Below are 20,170 nucleotides of genomic sequence, written 5' to 3'. Positions count from 1 at the left end.
GCCCTCAGGAGCCTCTCCGAATGAAAATCGCCACAGCTGCCTATCCGCTCGATGTTCTGACCTCATGGGCGCAGTACGAAGACAAACTGGCCCATTGGGTCGCCGAGGCCGCGGTGCAGGGGGCGGAACTGCTGGTTTTTCCCGAATATGCCGCGATGGAATTGGCCACGCTGGATGGGGCCGAAGTGGCCGCCGATCTGGAGCGCTCGCTTTTCTCGGTCTCGGACAAGCTTGAGGAAGCCGACCGGCTGCACGTGAAGCTCGCCGCCGAGCACAATGTGCATATCGTAGCAGGCTCTGGCCCCGCGGCGACCGAGAGCCGTCCGGTCAACCGCGCGCGGCTGATCACGCCTACGGGGCAGGTGGGGGTGCAGGACAAGCAGATCATGACCCGTTTCGAGCGTGAAGAGTGGGGCGTGATCGGAGGCAATGCGCTTCAGGTTTTCGAGACCGCGATTGGCAAGATCGGGATTTTGATCTGTTATGACAGTGAATTTCCCCTGCTGGGCCGGGCGCTGAGCGATTGCGATGTGATCTGCGTGCCCAGTGTCACCGAAACGCTGGCGGGCTATTGGCGGGTACGCATCGGATCCATGGCCCGCGCGTTGGAGAATCAGTGCATCACGGCGATGTCTTCGGTGGTGGGCGCGGCGGATTGGTCCGAGGCTTTGGGGCAGTCTTTTGGCGCGGGGGGGATTTTCTGCCCGCCGGATCGCGGCTTCCCGCCGACGGGCATTTTGGGCCTGCGCGAGGTGAACGCCCCCGGCTGGACCATTGCAGAAGCCGATTTGGCGCAGGTCGCCGAGGTGCGCGCAGATGGCATCGTTTTGAACCGAAGGGACTGGCAAGACCAGATTGGCCGCGACGGAAAGGCGATAAACGTCGCTTTGCGCTGAATCCCCCTTGAAAAAGCGCAAAAATGCGCCCATTTAAGCCTGCGCCCTCAGATTGGAGGGTTTTGTGCTCAAGGAGAGACCATGGCCAAGGAAGATACGCTCGAATTTCCCGGTGTCGTGAAGGAACTCCTGCCTAACGCGACGTTTCGGGTCGAGCTGGAAAACGGCCATGAGATCATCGCGCATACGGCAGGCAAGATGCGGAAAAACCGCATCCGTGTTCTGGCTGGCGACAAGGTTCAGGTGGAAATGACACCCTATGATTTGACCAAAGGTCGGATCAACTATCGCTTCAAGTAAGCGGCACCGCGTTCGCGCGTTGCGCGGCGCAGGCGGGGCCGTGCGCGGCCCCGACCGGGCTGCCGGCCTCAGGCAAAGAGGCCCATAAGATGCAGTTCATTCTCGGATCAGGATCACCGCGCCGGTTGGAGCTTTTGGCCCAGATCGGCGTGGTCCCCGATGCCATCCGCGCCCCCGACATTGACGAGACACCCCATAAGGTCGAACTACCGCGCCCCTATTGCGCCCGCATGGCGCTTGAAAAGGTGGCGGCTGTGCCCGCTGGGGCGGATGACATCGTGCTCTGCGCGGACACCACTGTGGCGCTCGGGCGGCGCATCCTCGGCAAGCCCGAGGATGAGGCTGAAGCCGAAGCTTTCCTGCGGTTGATGTCGGGCCGTCGGCATAGGGTGGTCACTGCCGTTGCCGTGAAGCGGGGCGACAAGCTTTGGCAGCGCGATGTGCAAAGCAACGTGAAGATGAAATCTTTATCCGAGCCTGAGATTCGCCGCTACCTCGCCACCGGCGATTGGCGCGGCAAGGCGGGTGGATATGGCATCCAAGGCCCCGCCGGCGCGCTGATCCCATGGATCAGCGGCTCATTCACCGCAATCGTCGGCCTGCCATTGGCCGAGGCTGCGAACCTGCTGCAAGCGGCAGGCTACCCATTTGACGGAGGTGCCGCATGAAGGGCCGTACGATCATTCTTGACCATCTTGGCGATGTTGAAGCTGCAGCACTCATGGTGGATGGCAAGCTGGACGATTTTCTGGTCGACAGCGATGCGCCGCGCGTTGGCACCGTGTATCGCGCGATTGCCGACCGCCCGGTAAAGGGGCAGGGGGGGATGTTCCTAAAGACCCCCGATGGGGCGGCTTTTCTGCGTCAGATCAAAGGGATGGCCCCCGGCCAGACGATCCTTGTGCAGGTCTCGGGCCATGCTGAGCCGGGCAAGGCGATTCCGGTGACCAATAAGCTTCTGTTCAAATCGCGTTATGCCATCGTGACGCCAGATGCGCCGGGGCTGAACATCTCGCGCTCTATCAAGGACGAAGAAGAACGTGACCGGCTGCTTGAAATCGCTCATGAGGCCGCAGGCGGTGCTGATCTGGGTCTGATTCTGCGGTCCTCCTGCGCCGGGGCCGATGGCGAGGATATTGCCGAGGATATCGCGAATATGTTGGCGCTTGCGGATACTGTGGCCAATGACGACGCGCAGGAGATGGAGGTGCTGAGCGAAGGCGATGGGCCGCATCTGCTCGCATGGCGCGATTGGACCGCGCCCGCCGAGGTGGTGACCGAAGCCGGGGGCTTTGCCGATCATGGGGTATTGGAAGAGCTTGACCGCGTGTCCTCCTCCCAAGTGTCGCTTGGTGGCGGGGCGTCGATCTTTGTTGAGCCCACCCGCGCGTTGGTGGCCGTGGATGTGAACACGGGCAGTGACGCCTCGCTCGCGGCTGGGGTGAAAGCCAATATGGCCTGCGCCAAGGCGCTGCCCCGCGCGTTGCGCCTGCGCGGGCTGGGCGGGCAGATCACGCTCGATCTGGCCCCCATGCCCAAGAAAGACCGCCGCACCTTCGAAAGCGCGCTGCGTGCGGCCTTCCGCGCCGATGACGTGGACACGACGCTGGTCGGTTGGACGCCTTTGGGTCACTACGAATTGCAGCGTAAACGCGCCCGTCCGGTGCTGGCGGAGGTACTTGCAGGGGCAGGACTATGAGCTGCCCGATCTGCAAAGCCGAAACCATCAAGGCACACCGCCCCTTCTGCTCGCGCCGCTGCGCCGACATCGATCTGGGCCGCTGGTTCAGCGGAAACTACGCCGTCCCCTCGCGCGAACCTGAAGACGTTGAAGCAGCCATCGAAGCCGCCGAAGCAGCACAAGACCGCCCCGCAAAGCCCCATTAAGACAGGATAATTTGCGTTTCGTGAAAAGAAGTGGGTTTCGGGGCAAAATGGGGCTGGACACCCCGCGCTACAGGTCCTAGAACCCGCTCACCCGATCTCGAAAGAGGTGACCCGTGCCCGGGTAGCTCAGGGGTAGAGCAGTGGATTGAAAATCCTCGTGTCGGTGGTTCGATTCCGCCCCCGGGCACCATTTGTACCAAACCAAACAAATCGCACCCTCCGCCCCTGCCGCGCGCGCGACTTCCGCACCCGGCCCGGAACCTCCGCCAGCTTTCTGACGTTGTCCCTCTACCCATATAGAGGAGAGCAACCATGGCGAATGACGACCAAGCTAAAGGCAAGGCGAAAGACATCGGTGGCAAGCTGAAAGAAGAAGCTGGCGATGCCACAGGCAACGACGACCTCAAGCACGAAGGTCAGGCCGATCAGGCTGAAGGCAAGGTGCAAAAGGGCGTCGGCGACGCCAAAGATAAGCTATCAGACTAATCGCAAAAGCGCGCCTCTGACCGGAGGCGCGCTTTTCTGTCTGAGCCGCAAGGCTAGGCGCGCTCACTTCTTGATAATGATATAGATCGCATGGACGATCCCGGGGATGTAGCCCAGTAGCGTTAGGATGATATTAATCCAGAAGTGCTTTCCTAGACCTTCCTGCAAGAACACCCCCAGAGGGGGCAATAGAATAGCGATGATAATGCGAATGATGTCCATAGTGTCACGCCGGGGCCGCCGGGCTCCTTTCTAGGTGGGTTAGTGGCTGGTCTAAGCTAGCCCTCATCAGCCAAGCGGCCAGGGATGCCGTGACAGGCGCGGGCAATTTACACTCGCCGCAGCAAGGGTTTTGCGGCACTCTATCGAAAAGCAGGAGGAGGGGCAGGGTGGAGCCAGTTAGGATTATGTGGCGCCAGATCATGGAGATGGCGCGGGATACTATTGCGCTTTTGCCGCAGATTGCCGTCGCCACCCTTGTATTGATATTGACTTGGGCGATCGCCGCGCTTGGCCGTTCGCTGGTCACTAGAACCCTGTCGCGAACCAAACTCCGCCCAAGCCTGCAAGACCTCTTTACGCTCCTGACGTCTATCCTCATTTGGGTCTTTGGCATCATGGTCGCGGCCGTGATCGTCTTCCCCGGCCTTACTCCCGCCAGCATTCTGGCTGGCCTCGGCATCGGGTCGGTCGCCATCGGCTTTGCCTTCAAGGATGTCTTTGAGAACTTCCTTGCTGGGATCATCATCCTCTTTCGCCGCGAGATGCGTATGGGGGATCATATCGAATGCGAGGGGATCGAGGGCAAAGTCGCCCACATCGCCATCAGAGAGAGCCACATTCGCCAGACGGACGGGCAACTTGTGATCGTCCCGAACGCGATGCTGTTCAAAAACCCAGTTTATGTTCGCACGGATCAAAAACACCGCCGTCAAACAGTGATCTGCGGCGTGGCCTATGATGTGGATTTGAATGAGGCGCGCACTGTCATCTCCAAAGCGGTCGAGAGCTGTGAGACAGTAGAGCAGGGGGATCACCCCATTCATATCTTCGCCCAAGAGTTTGGGGATTCCTCTATCAATTTCGAAGTGACTTGGTGGACAGGCTCGGCTCCGCTGGAACAGCGCCGCTCCCGAGACGAGGTCGTGACGGCGGTGAAGCGGGCGCTGGATGACGCCGGGCTTGAGATACCATTCCCTTACCGTACGCTCACCTTCAAAGAGCCGCTGCCGCTCAGCCGTTCAGAGGATGATGAAGCAGAGGGGTGAGGATTGCGGCATTATGAAGGGGTGCTGGCTTTCGATTTGATTCACCCAATAGGTGCTTCGCGGCCGTGAATCGTGGGTGATTCACTGGAATCTGGCCGATCTACCGTCGGAGCCGGGGCAGGGCGGCTGGAACCTGCCCTTCGAAAGCTTGAAAATAGCGCATAATTTCAGCCGCTTGCCGAAAGGTTCCCCGAAACCTTCACTTTTCTCAACTTTCCGCTTGCGGGTTTCTGTCACTCGCCTTAGAACCCCCTCTACCGGCGGCGCAGAGATGCAGCGGCGGGGCGCCAGACGGGGCGGACGGGAGCGGAGACGCTGAGTTCGGTTCGGAAGGTGGATAAAAATTCGAGGTATTAGGGCGGGGCGCGCCAAGAAGTTAGGGCGCATCTCAGTTTCTTTTGTCTCAACGCTGTTTGAAAATTTGATATCTGAAGAGATATGTGGGCGGTTTGGTTCATTCGATGGATCAACGTCTGTATATCGCGCTCTTAGGGTTTAGGCCCGATGATAGAGTGTCAGCTTCACTGTTTGGACGGCTTTCGACTACTTTGTAGTCTCAAGCACAACAAACAGAGAATGGCTTGTATCTTTCAGTAAGGGATACAGGTCGATGTGCAGAGGTTCGACGTCAAGGATAAGCTAGCAATAGCTTTTCAACTTGAGAGTTTGATCCTGGCTCAGAACGAACGCTGGCGGCAGGCCTAACACATGCAAGTCGAGCGAGACCTTCGGGTCTAGCGGCGGACGGGTTAGTAACGCGTGGGAACGTGCCCTTCTCTGCGGAATAGCCACTGGAAACGGTGAGTAATACCGCATACGCCCTTCGGGGGAAAGATTTATCGGAGAAGGATCGGCCCGCGTTAGATTAGATAGTTGGTGGGGTAATGGCCTACCAAGTCTACGATCTATAGCTGGTTTTAGAGGATGATCAGCAACACTGGGACTGAGACACGGCCCAAACTCCTACGGGAGGCAGCAGTGGGGAATCTTAGACAATGGGCGCAAGCCTGATCTAGCCATGCCGCGTGTGTGATGAAGGTCTTAGGATCGTAAAGCACTTTCGCCAGGGATGATAATGACAGTACCTGGTAAAGAAACCCCGGCTAACTCCGTGCCAGCAGCCGCGGTAATACGGAGGGGGTTAGCGTTGTTCGGAATTACTGGGCGTAAAGCGTACGTAGGCGGATCAGAAAGTAAGGGGTGAAATCCCAGGGCTCAACCCTGGAACTGCCTCTTAAACTCCTGGTCTTGAGTTCGAGAGAGGTGAGTGGAATTCCAAGTGTAGAGGTGAAATTCGTAGATATTTGGAGGAACACCAGTGGCGAAGGCGGCTCACTGGCTCGATACTGACGCTGAGGTACGAAAGTGTGGGGAGCAAACAGGATTAGATACCCTGGTAGTCCACACCGTAAACGATGAATGCCAGTCGTCGGGCAGTATACTGTTCGGTGACACACCTAACGGATTAAGCATTCCGCCTGGGGAGTACGGTCGCAAGATTAAAACTCAAAGGAATTGACGGGGGCCCGCACAAGCGGTGGAGCATGTGGTTTAATTCGAAGCAACGCGCAGAACCTTACCAACCCTTGACATCCTGTGCTAACCCGAGAGATCGGGCGTTCACTTCGGTGACGCAGTGACAGGTGCTGCATGGCTGTCGTCAGCTCGTGTCGTGAGATGTTCGGTTAAGTCCGGCAACGAGCGCAACCCACATCCTTAGTTGCCAGCAGTTCGGCTGGGCACTCTAAGGAAACTGCCCGTGATAAGCGGGAGGAAGGTGTGGATGACGTCAAGTCCTCATGGCCCTTACGGGTTGGGCTACACACGTGCTACAATGGCAGTGACAATGGGTTAATCCCCAAAAGCTGTCTCAGTTCGGATTGGGGTCTGCAACTCGACCCCATGAAGTCGGAATCGCTAGTAATCGTGGAACAGCATGCCACGGTGAATACGTTCCCGGGCCTTGTACACACCGCCCGTCACACCATGGGAGTTGGTTCTACCCGACGGCCGTGCGCCAACCTTTCGAGGAGGCAGCGGACCACGGTAGGATCAGCGACTGGGGTGAAGTCGTAACAAGGTAGCCGTAGGGGAACCTGCGGCTGGATCACCTCCTTTCTAAGGATGTTCCTAGCAGCGAGACTTGTCTCACTCGTGGAACACTTAGCAAGTCGGCAAACAAAGCCGACTATATTAGAACCGAGCCGTCCTCATATCTCTTCAGAAATAGGTCCTGCGCTGACGGCGTAGGTCTCAAAAGTTTGGGGCCTTAGCTCAGCTGGGAGAGCGCCTGATTTGCATTCAGGAGGTCAGGAGTTCGATCCTCCTAGGCTCCACCAAGCCTTTTGCAGAGCAAAAGGCGTCGCCCTGGCAGTCGTTGCGCAGCAACGATGAGAAGGGCAGCGTATAAGGCCCTTATTACCTCAACCACTAAGGGCTGGTTCCTCTCGGGCCCTTCCTTCGGAATGCCCTTCCGGAACGACGAGTTTTGCCTTAGGCAAAATCTCTTGCACAACTCGCACATTGCTTCGCAATATGCTGTTTGTGCGACGTGCGCGCCTCCGGCGCACACTGGGTCGGTAGCTCAGGTGGTTAGAGCGCACGCCTGATAAGCGTGAGGTCGGAGGTTCAAGTCCTCCTCGACCCACCATCTTCCCTAAGGTGGTACACGGAACATACCTTCAAGCACATACAGTGTGTTTGAACGTCTGTTCCCGGATGAAGCATCGCTTCGTCCTTCAGACGAATTGACATCGTAAAGAGAGATACTAACAACATGTTTGATCGCCCCGCGTTAGGGGATGATCTCGGTTGCTGCCCTTCGGGGCCGGTGTTTGACGGGCTGTTTCCTCGGCCTTTCTGACATATCGCGATCGAAACGAATATGTTGTCCAAGTCAAGTACACTAACCAGAGCGATGACGCGGACCTCCTGCACGGACGGTTCGCTATCTGCATCGCTCATTGTCCAGACGATAGTCTGGGCGGGTAAAAGTATGCTTTTGATACAGGATAAAGAGGATCAGTTTCTTACCAGCTTCTGATCTTCGCGCGAGACGCTAAGTCTTGCTTTTTCTGGATCAAATCAAGCGCGAAAAGGGCGTTTGGTGAATGCCTTGGCAGTAAGAGGCGATGAAAGACGTGATACTCTGCGATAAGCCATGGGGAGCTGAGAATAAGCTTTGATCCATGGATTTCTGAATGGGGCAACCCACCTGATACTTTGTTATTACTGCACTTCGGTGCAGCTAATAACTTGGTAAACCAGGTATTTTTAGGCTGAATATATAGGCTTAAAAAGGCAAACCCGGGGAACTGAAACATCTAAGTACCCGGAGGAAAGGAAATCAATATGATACTCCCCTAGTAGCGGCGAGCGAACGGGGACCAGCCGAGCCATGAGTGTGGTTAGAATGCGTTGGAATGCGCAACCAAAGTGGGTGATAGTCCCGTATAAGAAGCATGATTGGACGTATTAAGTAGGGCGGAACACGTGAAATTCTGTCTGAAGATCGGAGGACCACCTTCGAAGGCTAAGTACTCCTTACTGACCGATAGTGAACCAGTACCGTGAGGGAAAGGTGAAAAGCACCCCGACGAGGGGAGTGAAACAGTACCTGAAACCGAACGCCTACAAACAGTTGGAGGGACCTTGCGTCCTGACAGCGTACCTTTTGTATAATGGGTCATCGACTTGGTCTCACGAGCAAGCTTAAGCCGTTAGGTGTAGGCGTAGCGAAAGCAAGTCTTAATAGGGCGTTGAGTTCGTGGGATCAGACCCGAAACCGAGTGATCTAGGCATGGCCAGGTTGAAGATAAGGTAACACTTATTGGAGGACCGAACCCACATCTGTTGAAAAAGATCGGGATGAGCTGTGCCTAGGGGTGAAAGGCCAATCAAACTCGGAGATAGCTGGTTCTCTGCGAAATCTATTTAGGTAGAGCGTCGACCGAATACCCTCGGGGGTAGAGCACTGGATGGGTAATGGGGCCCCACAGGCTTACTGATCCTAACCAAACTCCGAATACCGAGGAGTACTAGTCGGCAGACACACGGCGAATGCTAACGTCCGTCGTGAAGAGGGAAACAACCCTAACCTCCAGCTAAGGCCCCTAATTCATGGCTAAGTGGGAAAGCAGGTGAGACGACCAAAACAACCAGGAGGTTGGCTTAGAAGCAGCCATCCTTTAAAGATAGCGTAACAGCTCACTGGTCTAAATAAGTTGTCTTGCGGCGAAGATGTAACGGGGCTCAAGCCATGAGCCGAAGCTGAGGATGCATTTATTGCATGGTAGCAGAGCGTAGTGTGACATAGTTCCATGTGTCCTTACCTACACTTGTTCGTTTGGTTTACCCCAACCGGACCGTAGGATTGGACACAAGGAGCTTTCTGTGAAGCTGGCGCGTGAGCGATCCGGTGGAGAGATCACTAGTGAGAATGATGACATGAGTAGCGACAAAGAGTGTGAGAGACACTCTCGCCGAAAGTCCAAGGGTTCCTGCTTAAAGCTAATCTGAGCAGGGTAAGCCGACCCCTAAGGCGAGGCCGAAAGGCGTAGTCGATGGGAACCAGGTTAATATTCCTGGGCCAGATGGAAGTGACGGATCTCGAGGGTAGTTCATCCTTATCGGATTGAATGGGCTGCTTAGAGGTCCCTGGAAATAGCTCCATCGCTAGATCGTACCCTAAACCGACACAGGTGGACAGGTAGAGAATACCAAGGCGCTTGAGAGAACTATGTTGAAGGAACTCGGCAAAATACCTCCGTAAGTTCGCGAGAAGGAGGCCCGGTTTCTAGGCAACTAGAGGCTGGGGGCACAAACCAGGGGGTGGCGACTGTTTATTAAAAACACAGGGCTCTGCGAAGTCGCAAGACGACGTATAGGGTCTGACGCCTGCCCGGTGCCTGAAGGTTAAAAGGAGGGGTGAGAGCTCTGAATTGAAGCCCAGGTAAACGGCGGCCGTAACTATAACGGTCCTAAGGTAGCGAAATTCCTTGTCGGGTAAGTTCCGACCTGCACGAATGGCGTAACGACTTCCCCGCTGTCTCCAACATAGACTCAGCGAAATTGAATTACCGGTCAAGATGCCGGTTACCCGCGGTTAGACGGAAAGACCCCGTGCACCTTTACTACAGCTTCACACTGGCATTAGGCCGAACATGTGCAGGATAGGTGGTGGGCTTTGAAACCGAGACGCCAGTCTCGGTGGAGCCTCCCTTGAGATACCACCCTTGTTCTGCTTGATGTCTAACCGCGGACCGTTATCCGGTTCCGGGACCCTGTGTGGCGGGTAGTTTGACTGGGGCGGTCGCCTCCTAAATCGTAACGGAGGCGCGCGAAGGTTGGCTCAGAGCGGTCGGAAATCGCTCGTTGAGTGCAATGGCAGAAGCCAGCCTGACTGCGAGACTGACAAGTCGAGCAGAGTCGAAAGACGGCCATAGTGATCCGGTGGTCCCAAGTGGGAGGGCCATCGCTCAACGGATAAAAGGTACGCCGGGGATAACAGGCTGATACTGCCCAAGAGTCCATATCGACGGCAGTGTTTGGCACCTCGATGTCGGCTCATCTCATCCTGGGGCTGGAGCAGGTCCCAAGGGTACGGCTGTTCGCCGTTTAAAGAGGTACGTGAGCTGGGTTTAGAACGTCGTGAGACAGTTCGGTCCCTATCTTCCGTGGGTGTAGGATACTTGAGAGGAGTTGCCCCTAGTACGAGAGGACCGGGGTGAACGATCCACTGGTGGACCAGTTGTTATGCCAATAGCAGTGCTGGGTAGCTATGATCGGACAGGATAACCGCTGAAGGCATCTAAGCGGGAAGCCCCCCTCAAAACAAGGTATCCCTGAGAGCCGAGGTAGACCACCTCGTCGATAGGCCAGAGATGTAAGCGTGGTAACACGTTCAGTTGACTGGTACTAATTGCTCGATAGGCTTGATTTGATCCAGTAGAAGCAAGACTGCTTAACTGGTCAAAAGCATACACATACAATCAGTTGTACATGACTTGGAACACGCTCTGCGTCGCAACGCGCAGAACGCTTTATCAGGAATTTATTTGGTTTGGTGATCATAGCGCGAGCAAAACACCTGGTCCCATCCCGAACCCAGCCGTTAAGTGCCGTAGCGCCGATGGTACTGCGTCTTAAGACGTGGGAGAGTAGGTCATCGCCAAACCTAATAAGTTCCTGATAAAAAAGTATCTCTCGACGACTAGAAAAATAACAAAACCGCCGCAGCTATAAAGCTGCGGCGGTTTTGTCTTTGTAAAACTACACTTTTGTCGAGTTGTTATGACGCCCGGTTACTGCACCCGCGGCATCCCATCCGCTTGACCCCGCCCAAGGCCCTGTCACAGTGGCGTCAAAGTCGGCGGCTGGGAGGCAGGACATGGATATTGAGACGCTCTTTGGGCTTGAGGGGAAAACCGCACTGATCACTGGCGGCGCCACGGGCATCGGGCGCATGGCGGCTGAGGCCTTGGTACGGGCGGGCGCGCGGGTTTTGCTGGCCAGCCGGACCGGAGAGGCCTGCCAAGCTGTCGCAGAGGAGTTGAATGCGCTAGGCGCCCGGGGCAGTGCCGAAGGTTTCGCCGGGGATGTCGGCAGCGAAGAGGGCGTTGACGCGCTTGTGGCCGAGGTTCAGGCGCGCGGCGACCGGCTGCATATTCTCATGAACAACGCGGGCGTGACATGGGGCGCGCCGCTGGGGCAATTCCCCTTCCGGGCATGGGATAAGGTCATGGGCGTCAATGTTGCCGGCCTTTTCGATTTGACGCAAAAGCTGCTGCCCCTACTACGGGCCGGGGCCACGGCGGATGATCCGACACGGATCGTAAATTTGGGCTCGGTCATGGGCGAGCGCGAGATGGGCGACGGGGCCTATAGCTACGCCGCCTCCAAAGCGGCGGTGATCCACCTGAGCAAAATCCTCGCCAAAGAACTGGCCGGGGAGGGGATCACAGTGAACGCGCTGGCGCCGGGGCCATTTGTGTCGCGTATGACGGCCTTTGCCACCCAAGATGAGACCACACGCGAAGCCGTGGGCAAAGATGTCCCGCTTGGCCGTGTCGGCCGCGATGAAGATATCGCAGGCTGCATGCTGTTCCTTTGCGGGCGTGGCGGGGCTTATGTCACCGGTGCGGTGATCCCGGTCAGCGGCGGCATCAACGTGATGTCAGGCCCCAATATTTTTGAAAGAGCATTGTCATGACACATACGAAAACTCAGACGGAGACCACCCATGCGTGACGACAGCCATCTACCCCAAGCCCTGCGCGGGCTGCGCCTGCCGCTGGTCGCCTCACCGATGTTCATCCTTTCGGGGCCTGAGTTGGTCATCGCACAGTGTAAGGCCGGGATCGTCGGCTCTTTCCCGGCATTGAATGCCCGCGAGGCCGAGGGCGAGCCGCCGCTGCTTGATGCGTGGTTGACCCAGATCACCGAGGCTTTGGACAAGCACAATCAAGAGAACCCGGACCGGCCTGCGGCGCCTTTTGCGGTGAACCAGATCGTGCACCGCTCCAACAGCCGGTTGGAGCGCGACCTTGAGATTTGCGTAAAGCATCGGGTGCCGATCTGGATCACCTCACTCGGCGCGCGGGTGGAGGTGAACGAGGCCGCGCATTCCTGTGGCGGCGTGGTGCTGCATGACATCATTAACAACCGCTTTGCCCGGAAGGCGATTGAGAAGGGCGCCGATGGGCTGATCGCCGTGGCCGCCGGGGCCGGGGGGCACGCGGGGCCACAGTCTCCCTTTGCGTTGATCCGCGAAATTCGCGAATGGTTCGATGGCCCGGTACTGCTCTCTGGGGCTTTGGCCACGGGCGAGGGGCTCCTGGCCGCGCGTGCCATGGGGGCGGATTTGGGCTATATGGGGTCGGCCTTTATCGCCACGCGAGAGGCCAACGCCGTGCCGGGTTACAAAGACATGATTGTCGCTGGCGGCGCGGATGACATCGTGACCTCCTCGCTCTTCACCGGGGTGTCGGGCAACTATCTGCGGCCTTCGATTGAGGCGGCGGGGATGGACCCGGACAATCTGCCATCGGCGGATGCCTCTTCAATGAACTTCGGCTCCGGCTCCTCAAAGCCCAAAGCGTGGAAGGAAATTTGGGGCGCGGGGCAGGGCATTGGCGCGGTCAAGCAAATCGGCGGGGTGGCTGAACTGGTGGACCGGATCGAGACCGAATACCGCACCGCTGGGGCCCGGCTGGCCGCGGAGTTTGCGCAATGAGCACGGATACGCAAACCTTGGACGAGGCGGCTGTCTGCCACTGGTTGGAAGCAAACCTGCCGGGCTTTGCCGGGCCGCTTGAAGTGACCAAGTTCCAGGCGGGCCAATCAAACCCCACCTTCCTCCTTTCGTCCCCTGCGCATGACTATGTTCTGCGCCGCAAGCCCCCGGGAATGCTGTTGAAATCCGCCCATGCGGTGGACCGGGAGTTTCGGGTGCAAAGGGCGCTGGCCGACAGTCAGGTGCCGGTCGCGCGGATGCATCTGCTCTGTGAGGATGAGAGCGTCATCGGCTCGATGTTCTATGTCATGGATCATGTCCCGGGCCGCAATTTCAACGATCCGACCCTGCCGGAACTCACCCCGGCCGAGCGCGGCGCGGTCGTGGATGAGATGAACGGCGTGTTGGCCGCCTTGCATGAGGTCGATATCGACGCGGTTGGCCTGTCGGACTATGGCCCGCCGGGCAACTATTTTGAGCGGCAGGTGGGGCGCTGGTCAAAGCAGTACCGCGCGTCTGAGACAGAGCCACAGCCCGATATGGATGCGCTGATGCAGCGCTTGAGTGCCGAGTTGCCCGAAGATGACGGGCAGCGCACGTTGGTGCACGGGGACTACCGCATCGACAACATGATCTTTGATACCAATGGCACGGCCTGCCGCGCGGTTTTGGATTGGGAGCTTTCCACAATCGGTCACCCCTTTGCCGATCTCGCCGCCGTCATCATGCAATGGCAGATGCCCGTGGGGGCCGAGGGGCGCGGCTTGGCCGGGGTGGACCGCAAGGCGCTTGGCCTGCCGACCGATGCGGAGTTTATCGCCGCCTATTGCCGCAGGCGCGGGCTAAAGGGGATCGACAACTTCGGCTATTACCTCGCCTTTTGCTTTTTCCGCATGGCCGCCATCATCCAAGGCGTGCTGAAACGCGCGTTGGAGGGCAATGCCTCAAACCCCGAATATGGGCTGAAATTAGGGCAATATGTCCCGGTTTTTGCGCGCCACGGGCTAGAGGCGCTGGATCGCGACCGCTGACCGGGCGGCGGGCATTTTGGTGCTTGAGCTTTGGGGCGAAAACCTGTTGCTAGGGCCGGAACACCCCGGCCTGAAAGGATGACCCATGACCAATGCTGCGCGGCAATTGCTTGATCTGTTGGATATCGAACAGCTTGAGGTCGATCTGTTTCGGGGCACCGGTGCGGGGGGCGAGACCTCGATGCGGATCTTTGGCGGCCATGTCATCGCGCAGGCATTGATGGCCGCATATCGCACGGTGCCCGAGCGCGCGTGCCATTCGCTTCATGCCTATTTCATCCGGCCCGGGGATCCGAAGATTCCGGTGATCTATCAGGTCGACCGCGCCCGGGATGGGGGCAGTTTTACGACCCGGCGGGTGGTGGCGATCCAGCATGGCAAGCAGATCCTGAACCTGTCGGCGTCTTTTCAGGTGGAGGAAGAGGGGTTCGACTGGCAGCATGAGATGCCGCAGGTCTCCGCCCCCGAAAATTGGCCAGACCGACCTGAGTTGCGCGAGGCGTTTGCTGAGAAACTGCCCGAAAAATATCGCGGGGACTTCCTGCGCGAGCGACCCATCGAGATCCGGGAGGTCGAGCCGCGCGATTTCATGACGCCCGAAAAGGTCGACGACCGCAACTACCTGTGGTTCCGCATGGCCGCCGCCGAAGGCCAGAACCCGGTCATGCAGCACGCGCTTTTGGCCTATGCCTCTGATATGAATCTGCTGGGCTCGTCGCTGCGGCCCCATGGGCTCACGTGGTTTCAGGGCAAGGTGATGACGGCAAGTCTGGATCACGCCATGTGGTTCCACGCGCCGATCCGCTTTGACGAATGGCATCTCTACGCGCTGGATGCGCCGTTTACTGGTGGTGCGCGGGGGTTCAATCGCGGGATGATCTACAATCAGAACGGTCAGTTGGTGGCGAGCGTGGCGCAAGAGGGGCTGCTGCGGCCGATACGGCCTAAGGGTTAAAGCTAAAGGCAGCACCCTCCCCTGAGGTTGGGGCGCTGTGCCACCGGACAGGCGTTTTCTAGCTGTCGTTTGGCGCCCCGAACCGCCGGTTCAGCTTGCGCATTCCACCAATCCAGCGGTCATAATCCTGCGCCTTGCTTCGGATATAATCGCGCACCTGTGGATGCGGGAGCACCAGAAACACCTCATCGCGGATCGCCTGCACGCAGGCGTCGGCCACGGGTTCCGGCTCAAGCATGCCGTCGATCGCGGCGACATGATCCTCCAGCCCGCGCATCATTTCGGTCCGCACCGCCTGCGGGCAAAGCACGGAAACCTTGATCCCATCATCGCCATAGGTCATCGCCAACCATTCAGCGAGGCCAACGGCGGCGTGTTTCGTCACCCCGTAAGGCGCGGCCCCGACCTGATTGAGCAGACCCGCTGCCGAAGCGGTGTTGAGCAAGTAACCTCCGCCCCGCGCGCGCATCAGCGGCACCAGATGCCGCGCGGCGCGCACATGGCTCATCACGTTGATCTCCCAAATGCGCTGCCAATCGGCATCCGGCACCTCGACCCCGCCCTCGACCGAGATGCCAGCGTTGGAGCAGAATAGATCAATCGGCCCAATGTCACGCTCGACGGTTTCGATCAGCTGGGCGATCTCGGCCTCGTGTGCAACATCAACGCGAAAGCCCGTGCCGCCGACCTCGGTCGCCGTCGCCTCGGCCCCCGGGCCGTCGATATCCACACAGACCAGATGCGCTGGCGCTTCCTTGGCAAAGCGCAGGGCCATGGCCCGCCCGATGCCGCTGGCCGCCCCGGTGATGACGATGACGCGCCCCGCGAAATCCATATCAGCTGTCGCCGTCAGAGCCGCGCGTGTTCGACGCCTGAAACGCCTTCACCTCGGCCCGCGCGATGACCTGATGGTGCACCTCATCCGGCCCATCGGCAAAGCGCAGCGCGCGCTGCCACGTGTACATGCCCGACAGCGGGCTCCACTGGCTCATCCCCGTGGCGCCATGCACCTGCATTGAGGCGTCGATGATCTCACAGGCTTTTTCCGGCACCAGCGCCTTGATCATGCTGACCCAGATGCGGGCCTCTTTGTTGCCCAAGACATCCATCGCTTTGGCCGCTTTCAGCACCATCAGCCGCATCGCTTCGATGTCGATCCGCGCGCGGCTGATGGTTTCCATGTTCTTGCCCAGATCAATGATCTTTTTCCCGAATGCCTCACGGCCCAGCCCGCGCTCAATCATCAGGTCCAGCGCTTTTTCCGCCGACCCGATAGAGCGCATGCAGTGGTGAATCCGCCCCGGCCCAAGCCGCACCTGACTGATCTCGAACCCGCGCCCTTCGCCCCAAAGCACGTTTTCACGCGGCACCCGCACGTCGGTAAAACGGATGTGCATATGCCCATGCGGCGCGTCGTCATGGCCAAAGACATGCATCGGGCCAAGGATCTCCACCCCCGGCGTGTCCATCGGCACGAGGATCTGGCTCTGCTGGCGGAAGGTTTCAGCCTCGGGCGAGGTTTTCACCATGACGATCATAATCTTACAGCGCGGATCGCCCGCACCGGAGATATAGAATTTCTCCCCGTTGATCACCCAATCGTCGCCATCGAGAACCGCGCTGGTAGAGATATTGCGCGCGTCCGAAGAGGCGACATCAGGCTCCGTCATCGCAAAGGCCGAGCGGATTTCGCCCGCGAGCAGGGGCTTCAGCCATTGCTCCTTTTGCTCAGGCGTGCCGACACGCTCCAGCACCTCCATATTGCCGGTATCGGGCGCCGAGCAGTTCAGCGTTTCCGGGGCTAGGGGGCTTTTGCCCAGTTCGGCGGCGATATAGGCATAATCAAGGTTTGCCAGCCCTTCGCCGGTTTCTGCATTGGGCAGGAAGAAGTTCCACAACCCCGCCTCTCGCGCCTTCTGCTTGGCCCCATCAAGCAATTCCAATTGACCCGGCGCATAGGACCAACGGTCGGCGCGGCCTTCGCCAAGGCGAAAAAACTCCTCGGTGATCGGATCGACATTCTCGCGGATGTGCTTGGTAACAGCTGCCAAAAGCGGTTTGGCCTTTTCCGAAATATCGAGATTGTTCATGTCCAAGGTCTGATCGATCATCCTATGCTCCCGGTGATGATGGTTCGCGGTGCCGCCCGGCTCCTCCGCTGGGCGTTCCTTTGGGGCAAGCCTATGCAATCGCTGCAGGCTTGCCAATCACGGGCAGGGGGCACCACGCTTTACGCCGCGTCATTATGGCGTTGAAACCCGCGCGCAGGCGCTTAAGTTCAGCATATGACAGATGCATTGATCAAAGACGTTCTCACCCGCACCCGCCGCATCGCGGTGGTTGGCGTCTCTCCCAACCCGGCGCGATCCAGCCACTATGTCTCTGAATACCTTGCACAAAAGGGGTATGACGTCGTGCCGGTGAACCCCGTGCACGCGGGCAAAGAAGTCTTCGGCAAGACCATCGTCGCGACATTGGCCGAGATTGATCCGCCGGTCCAGATGGTCGATATTTTCCGCCGGTCCGAGGATGTGCCCCCCGTCGTGGATGAGGCGCTCGCGGCGTTTCCCGATCTGGAAACGATCTGGATGCAAGTGGGGATCACCAATGCCGAAGCCGCGGCCAAGGCCGAAGCACGCGGCGTGGATGTGATCCAAGACCGCTGCCCCAAGGTTGAAATCCCGCGCCTGCTGGGCTGAGCCTAGTTTCGTGCGGCCTTTTCTGCGATGCCCGATGTCGACTGGCGCCGCGCCAGTTCGTCCAACACATCGCTAAGCGGCACATCCCGCGACGCCAGCATGACGAGCAGGTGATAGAGCACATCCGCCGCTTCCGAGGTAAGCCCCTTCGGATCGTTCTTCACCGCCTCAATGATCGCCTCAACCGCTTCTTCGCCAAACTTCTCAGCGCATTTTTCGGGTCCTTTGGCCAGCAATTGCGCCGTCCAACTGCTTGAGGGATCAGCGCTTTTGCGGCTCAGGATGGTGGCGTAAAGGTCATCAAGCGTCATGAAAGCCTCATTGGAATGCCTGCTGCTGCCATATGCTGCTTGGCCTCATGCACGGTATATTCACCGAAGTGAAAGATCGACGCCGCCAGCACTGCCGACGCACCGCCTTCGATCACCCCGTCAACGAGGTGATCCAGATTGCCGACCCCGCCCGAAGCAATCACCGGCACTGAAACCGCGTCCGAAATTGCACGGGTCAGCGGCAGGTTAAAGCCCTGTTTGGTGCCATCGCGGTCCATGGATGTCAGCAGAATTTCCCCCGCGCCCTTGGCCGCCACGGTGCGCGCGAATTCGACCGCGTCGATGCCCGTGGGCTTGCGCCCGCCATGGGTGAAGATCTCCCATTTACCGGGGCTGACTGTCTTGGCATCAATCGCGCAAACGATGCACTGGCTGCCGAAATGATCCGCCGCTTCGGCAATCACATCCGGGTTCGCCACGGCGGCGGAGTTAAAGCTGACCTTGTCGGCCCCTGCCAAGAGCAGCGCCCGCACATCTGCCACGGTCCGCACACCCCCGCCCACGGTCAGCGGGATGTAGCAATGCTCGGCCGTGCGGGTGACCAGATCAAACATCGTGCCGCGGTTTTCATGCGTGGCATGGATGTCGAGAAAGCAAAGTTCATCCGCCCCCGCCGCGTCATAGGCAATGGCGGCATCCACCGGATCGCCCGCATCGCGCAGGCCGACAAAGTTCACGCCCTTGACAACGCGCCCATCGGCCACGTCGAGACAGGGGATGATGCGGGTCTTCAGCATGGCTCAGCCCTTCAACATCTTCATGGCTTCGGTCAAATCGATCGCGCCGTCATAAAGCGCCCGGCCCGAGATCGCGCCCTCGATCACCCCGGTGTCGCGCAGCGCCGCCAGATCTTCGAGCGACGAAACCCCACCCGAGGCGATCACAGGGATCGAAACCGCCCGCGCCAGATCGGCCGTCGCCTCGACATTCGGCCCGCCCATCGCGCCATCGCGCATGATATCGGTATAGATAATCGCGGCCACGCCCGCGTCCTCAAAGGATTTCGCGAGATCGGTGGCCATGACATCGGTCTCCGTTGCCCAGCCCTTGGTCGCAACCCGGCCGCCCCGTGCATCGATTCCCACGGCAACATGACCGGGGAAGGCGGCGGCGGCCTCGCGGACCAGTTCAGGGTTCTCTACTGCAACGGTGCCCAGAATGACCCGTGCCAAGCCCTTATCCAGCCAGCTTTCGATCGTCGCCATATCGCGAATGCCACCGCCCAACTGCGCGGGCACCTTGCAGGCCTTCAAAATCGCCTCGACCGGGGCGGCGTTCACCGGTGTTCCGGCAAAGGCGCCATTAAGATCAACCAGATGCAGCCATTCGCAGCCCGCCTCGACGAAACTCAACGCCTGCGCGGCAGGGTCGTCGTTGAAAACGGTAGCGCGGTCCATATCGCCATGCACGAGGCGCACGGCCTGACCGTCTTTGAGATCAATAGCGGGGTAGAGGATCATGGCCGGGCCCTTGTTCTGAACGTTGGTTTCCTTTTGCACGTCGCCAAGGATTTTGCAACGCGACCCTAGGTCAGTCTTGCCCGAAAGAAAGTTGTGTCTAACACTAAACCCAGATCGGGAGGAGAGATCATGAAACAGTTTTTTGCAGCGGCCCTTCTGGGCCTTGGCCTGACCGGTGCCGCCCATGCGGCGGATCCGGCAGTCGGTACATGGCAAACTCAGGTGGATGACGGCGCATACGCCCATGTGAAAATGGCCCCCTGCGGCGGGGCGATCTGCGGCACTATCGCGCGCACGTTCAACGACAGCGGTGAGTATAAATCACCCAATATCGGCAAAACGCTCGTCATCGATATGAAGCCCCAGGGCGGCGGCAAATACGCCGGTAAAGTATGGCGCCCGTCGAACGGCAAAATCTATATCGGCAAGATGGACGTCTCTGGCAAATCGCTCAAACTCTCGGGCTGCGTCGCGAGCGGGTTGATTTGTTCGAAACAGACCTGGGCGCGCATTAAGTAAAGCCGTTGCCTCAATACGAAAGTCAGAAGGCGCGAGGGACGATCTCCGCGCCTTCTTTGCGTTTTGCGGAAGGCAAGCGCAGCGCAGAGGTATTTGTAAAAGGA

The 20,170-nt window shown here is 58.7% G+C and carries 19 protein-coding genes, 3 tRNA genes and 3 rRNA genes; 19 read left to right on the top strand and 6 right to left on the bottom strand.

The window, feature by feature from the left end:
• Positions 1–20 precede the first annotated feature (20 nt).
• The 7 genes from R1T45_RS16855 to R1T45_RS16825 all read left to right on the top strand — a co-directional run bounded on the left by R1T45_RS16855 (position 21) and on the right by R1T45_RS16825 (position 3,569).
• Positions 21–896: a carbon-nitrogen hydrolase family protein gene (locus tag R1T45_RS16855; protein ID WP_269344085.1), complete on the top strand. Its 876-nt coding sequence runs from the start codon at positions 21–23 to the stop codon at positions 894–896.
• 81 nt (positions 897–977) lie between these two features.
• Positions 978–1,196 carry a translation initiation factor IF-1 gene (gene infA / locus R1T45_RS16850; protein ID WP_005978431.1) on the top strand — a complete coding sequence of 73 codons (219 nt, stop codon included), beginning with the start codon at positions 978–980 and terminating at the stop codon, positions 1,194–1,196.
• A gap of 89 nt (positions 1,197–1,285) precedes the next feature.
• Entirely contained in the window at positions 1,286–1,864 is a 579-nt protein-coding gene (locus R1T45_RS16845; RefSeq protein WP_317389654.1) for a Maf family protein, read from the top strand.
• Entirely contained in the window at positions 1,861–2,895 is a 1,035-nt protein-coding gene (locus R1T45_RS16840) for a ribonuclease E/G (RefSeq protein WP_260012334.1), read from the top strand. The genes R1T45_RS16845 and R1T45_RS16840 overlap by 4 nt, the downstream gene beginning before the upstream one ends.
• The gene (locus tag R1T45_RS16835) at positions 2,892–3,083 is read left to right on the top strand and encodes a DNA gyrase inhibitor YacG (RefSeq protein WP_317389653.1); all 192 of its coding nucleotides are present in this window, start codon (positions 2,892–2,894) and stop codon (positions 3,081–3,083) included. Before R1T45_RS16840 ends, R1T45_RS16835 begins: the two co-directional genes overlap by 4 nt.
• Positions 3,084–3,198: 115 nt before the next feature.
• Positions 3,199–3,273 (top strand) — tRNA-Phe (locus R1T45_RS16830).
• A 122-nt stretch (positions 3,274–3,395) separates the two neighbouring features.
• Positions 3,396–3,569, top strand: coding sequence for a CsbD family protein (locus R1T45_RS16825; RefSeq protein ID WP_082849461.1), 174 nt, complete (start codon positions 3,396–3,398; stop codon positions 3,567–3,569).
• Positions 3,570–3,632: 63 nt separating this feature from the next.
• Here the strand turns inward: R1T45_RS16825 and R1T45_RS16820 are convergent, their stop codons facing one another.
• Positions 3,633–3,791 carry a YqaE/Pmp3 family membrane protein gene (locus R1T45_RS16820; protein ID WP_120350618.1) on the bottom strand — a complete coding sequence of 53 codons (159 nt, stop codon included), beginning with the start codon at positions 3,789–3,791 and terminating at the stop codon, positions 3,633–3,635.
• 185 nt (positions 3,792–3,976) lie between these two features.
• On the opposite strand from R1T45_RS16820, the gene R1T45_RS16815 reads away from it, so the two are divergent.
• From R1T45_RS16815 to R1T45_RS16770, 10 genes are all read left to right on the top strand, one after another.
• Positions 3,977–4,837 carry a mechanosensitive ion channel gene (locus R1T45_RS16815; protein ID WP_317389652.1) on the top strand — a complete coding sequence of 287 codons (861 nt, stop codon included), beginning with the start codon at positions 3,977–3,979 and terminating at the stop codon, positions 4,835–4,837.
• 654 nt (positions 4,838–5,491) lie between these two features.
• Positions 5,492–6,955, top strand: a 16S ribosomal RNA gene (locus R1T45_RS16810).
• Between the two features lie 145 nt (positions 6,956–7,100).
• Positions 7,101–7,176, top strand: a tRNA-Ala gene (locus R1T45_RS16805).
• 234 nt (positions 7,177–7,410) lie between these two features.
• Positions 7,411–7,487 (top strand) — tRNA-Ile (locus R1T45_RS16800).
• Between the two features lie 432 nt (positions 7,488–7,919).
• Positions 7,920–10,778 (top strand): 23S ribosomal RNA (locus R1T45_RS16795).
• Between the two features lie 119 nt (positions 10,779–10,897).
• Positions 10,898–11,012, top strand: a 5S ribosomal RNA gene (gene rrf, locus R1T45_RS16790).
• The 16S, 23S and 5S rRNA genes sit together here with 2 tRNA genes alongside, the layout of an rRNA operon.
• Positions 11,013–11,225: 213 nt before the next feature.
• Positions 11,226–12,047, top strand: a complete 822-nt coding sequence (locus R1T45_RS16785) for an SDR family oxidoreductase (RefSeq protein ID WP_120350620.1) — start codon at positions 11,226–11,228, stop codon at positions 12,045–12,047.
• Positions 12,048–12,077: 30 nt separating this feature from the next.
• A complete protein-coding gene (locus R1T45_RS16780) occupies positions 12,078–13,070 on the top strand; it encodes an NAD(P)H-dependent flavin oxidoreductase (RefSeq protein ID WP_132446996.1) in 993 nt (330 codons plus the stop codon).
• On the top strand, positions 13,067–14,101 hold the full coding sequence (locus tag R1T45_RS16775; protein WP_317389651.1) for a phosphotransferase family protein: 1,035 nt from the start codon (positions 13,067–13,069) through the stop codon (positions 14,099–14,101). The genes R1T45_RS16780 and R1T45_RS16775 overlap by 4 nt, the downstream gene beginning before the upstream one ends.
• Positions 14,102–14,186: 85 nt before the next feature.
• On the top strand, positions 14,187–15,056 hold the full coding sequence (locus R1T45_RS16770; protein WP_317389650.1) for an acyl-CoA thioesterase II: 870 nt from the start codon (positions 14,187–14,189) through the stop codon (positions 15,054–15,056).
• A gap of 58 nt (positions 15,057–15,114) precedes the next feature.
• Here R1T45_RS16770 and R1T45_RS16765 read toward each other — a convergent pair whose 3' ends face one another.
• Positions 15,115–15,891, bottom strand: a complete 777-nt coding sequence (locus R1T45_RS16765; RefSeq protein ID WP_317389649.1) for an SDR family oxidoreductase — start codon at positions 15,889–15,891, stop codon at positions 15,115–15,117.
• Between the two features lies 1 nt (position 15,892).
• Complete coding sequence (locus tag R1T45_RS16760; RefSeq protein WP_409202467.1) at positions 15,893–17,167, bottom strand: acyl-CoA dehydrogenase family protein; 1,275 nt, start codon at positions 17,165–17,167, stop codon at positions 15,893–15,895.
• 174 nt (positions 17,168–17,341) lie between these two features.
• Between R1T45_RS16760 and R1T45_RS16755 the strand changes: the two genes are divergently transcribed.
• Complete coding sequence (locus tag R1T45_RS16755) at positions 17,342–17,755, top strand: CoA-binding protein (protein WP_317389648.1); 414 nt, start codon at positions 17,342–17,344, stop codon at positions 17,753–17,755.
• A 2-nt stretch (positions 17,756–17,757) separates the two neighbouring features.
• Here the strand turns inward: R1T45_RS16755 and R1T45_RS16750 are convergent, their stop codons facing one another.
• The 3 genes from R1T45_RS16750 to hisA are packed head-to-tail and all read right to left on the bottom strand — an operon-like array spanning position 17,758 to position 19,547.
• Positions 17,758–18,066, bottom strand: coding sequence for a phosphoribosyl-ATP diphosphatase (locus tag R1T45_RS16750; RefSeq protein WP_120350626.1), 309 nt, complete (start codon positions 18,064–18,066; stop codon positions 17,758–17,760).
• Positions 18,063–18,824: an imidazole glycerol phosphate synthase subunit HisF gene (gene hisF / locus R1T45_RS16745; protein ID WP_120350627.1), complete on the bottom strand. Its 762-nt coding sequence runs from the start codon at positions 18,822–18,824 to the stop codon at positions 18,063–18,065. Before hisF ends, R1T45_RS16750 begins: the two co-directional genes overlap by 4 nt.
• A 3-nt stretch (positions 18,825–18,827) precedes the next feature.
• Positions 18,828–19,547, bottom strand: coding sequence for a 1-(5-phosphoribosyl)-5-[(5-phosphoribosylamino)methylideneamino]imidazole-4-carboxamide isomerase (hisA, locus tag R1T45_RS16740; protein WP_120350628.1), 720 nt, complete (start codon positions 19,545–19,547; stop codon positions 18,828–18,830).
• A gap of 129 nt (positions 19,548–19,676) precedes the next feature.
• Here hisA and R1T45_RS16735 point away from each other — a divergent pair, with 129 nt between their 5' ends.
• Positions 19,677–20,066 (top strand): DUF2147 domain-containing protein, encoded by a 390-nt coding sequence (locus tag R1T45_RS16735; protein WP_317389647.1) that lies wholly within the window; start codon positions 19,677–19,679, stop codon positions 20,064–20,066.
• Positions 20,067–20,170 lie beyond the last annotated feature (104 nt).

The sequence above is a fragment of the Sulfitobacter sp. LC.270.F.C4 genome (genome assembly GCF_032922545.1).
GTDB lineage: Bacteria > Pseudomonadota > Alphaproteobacteria > Rhodobacterales > Rhodobacteraceae > Sulfitobacter > Sulfitobacter profundi.
This window is presented reverse-complemented; position numbering and strand designations above follow the sequence as displayed.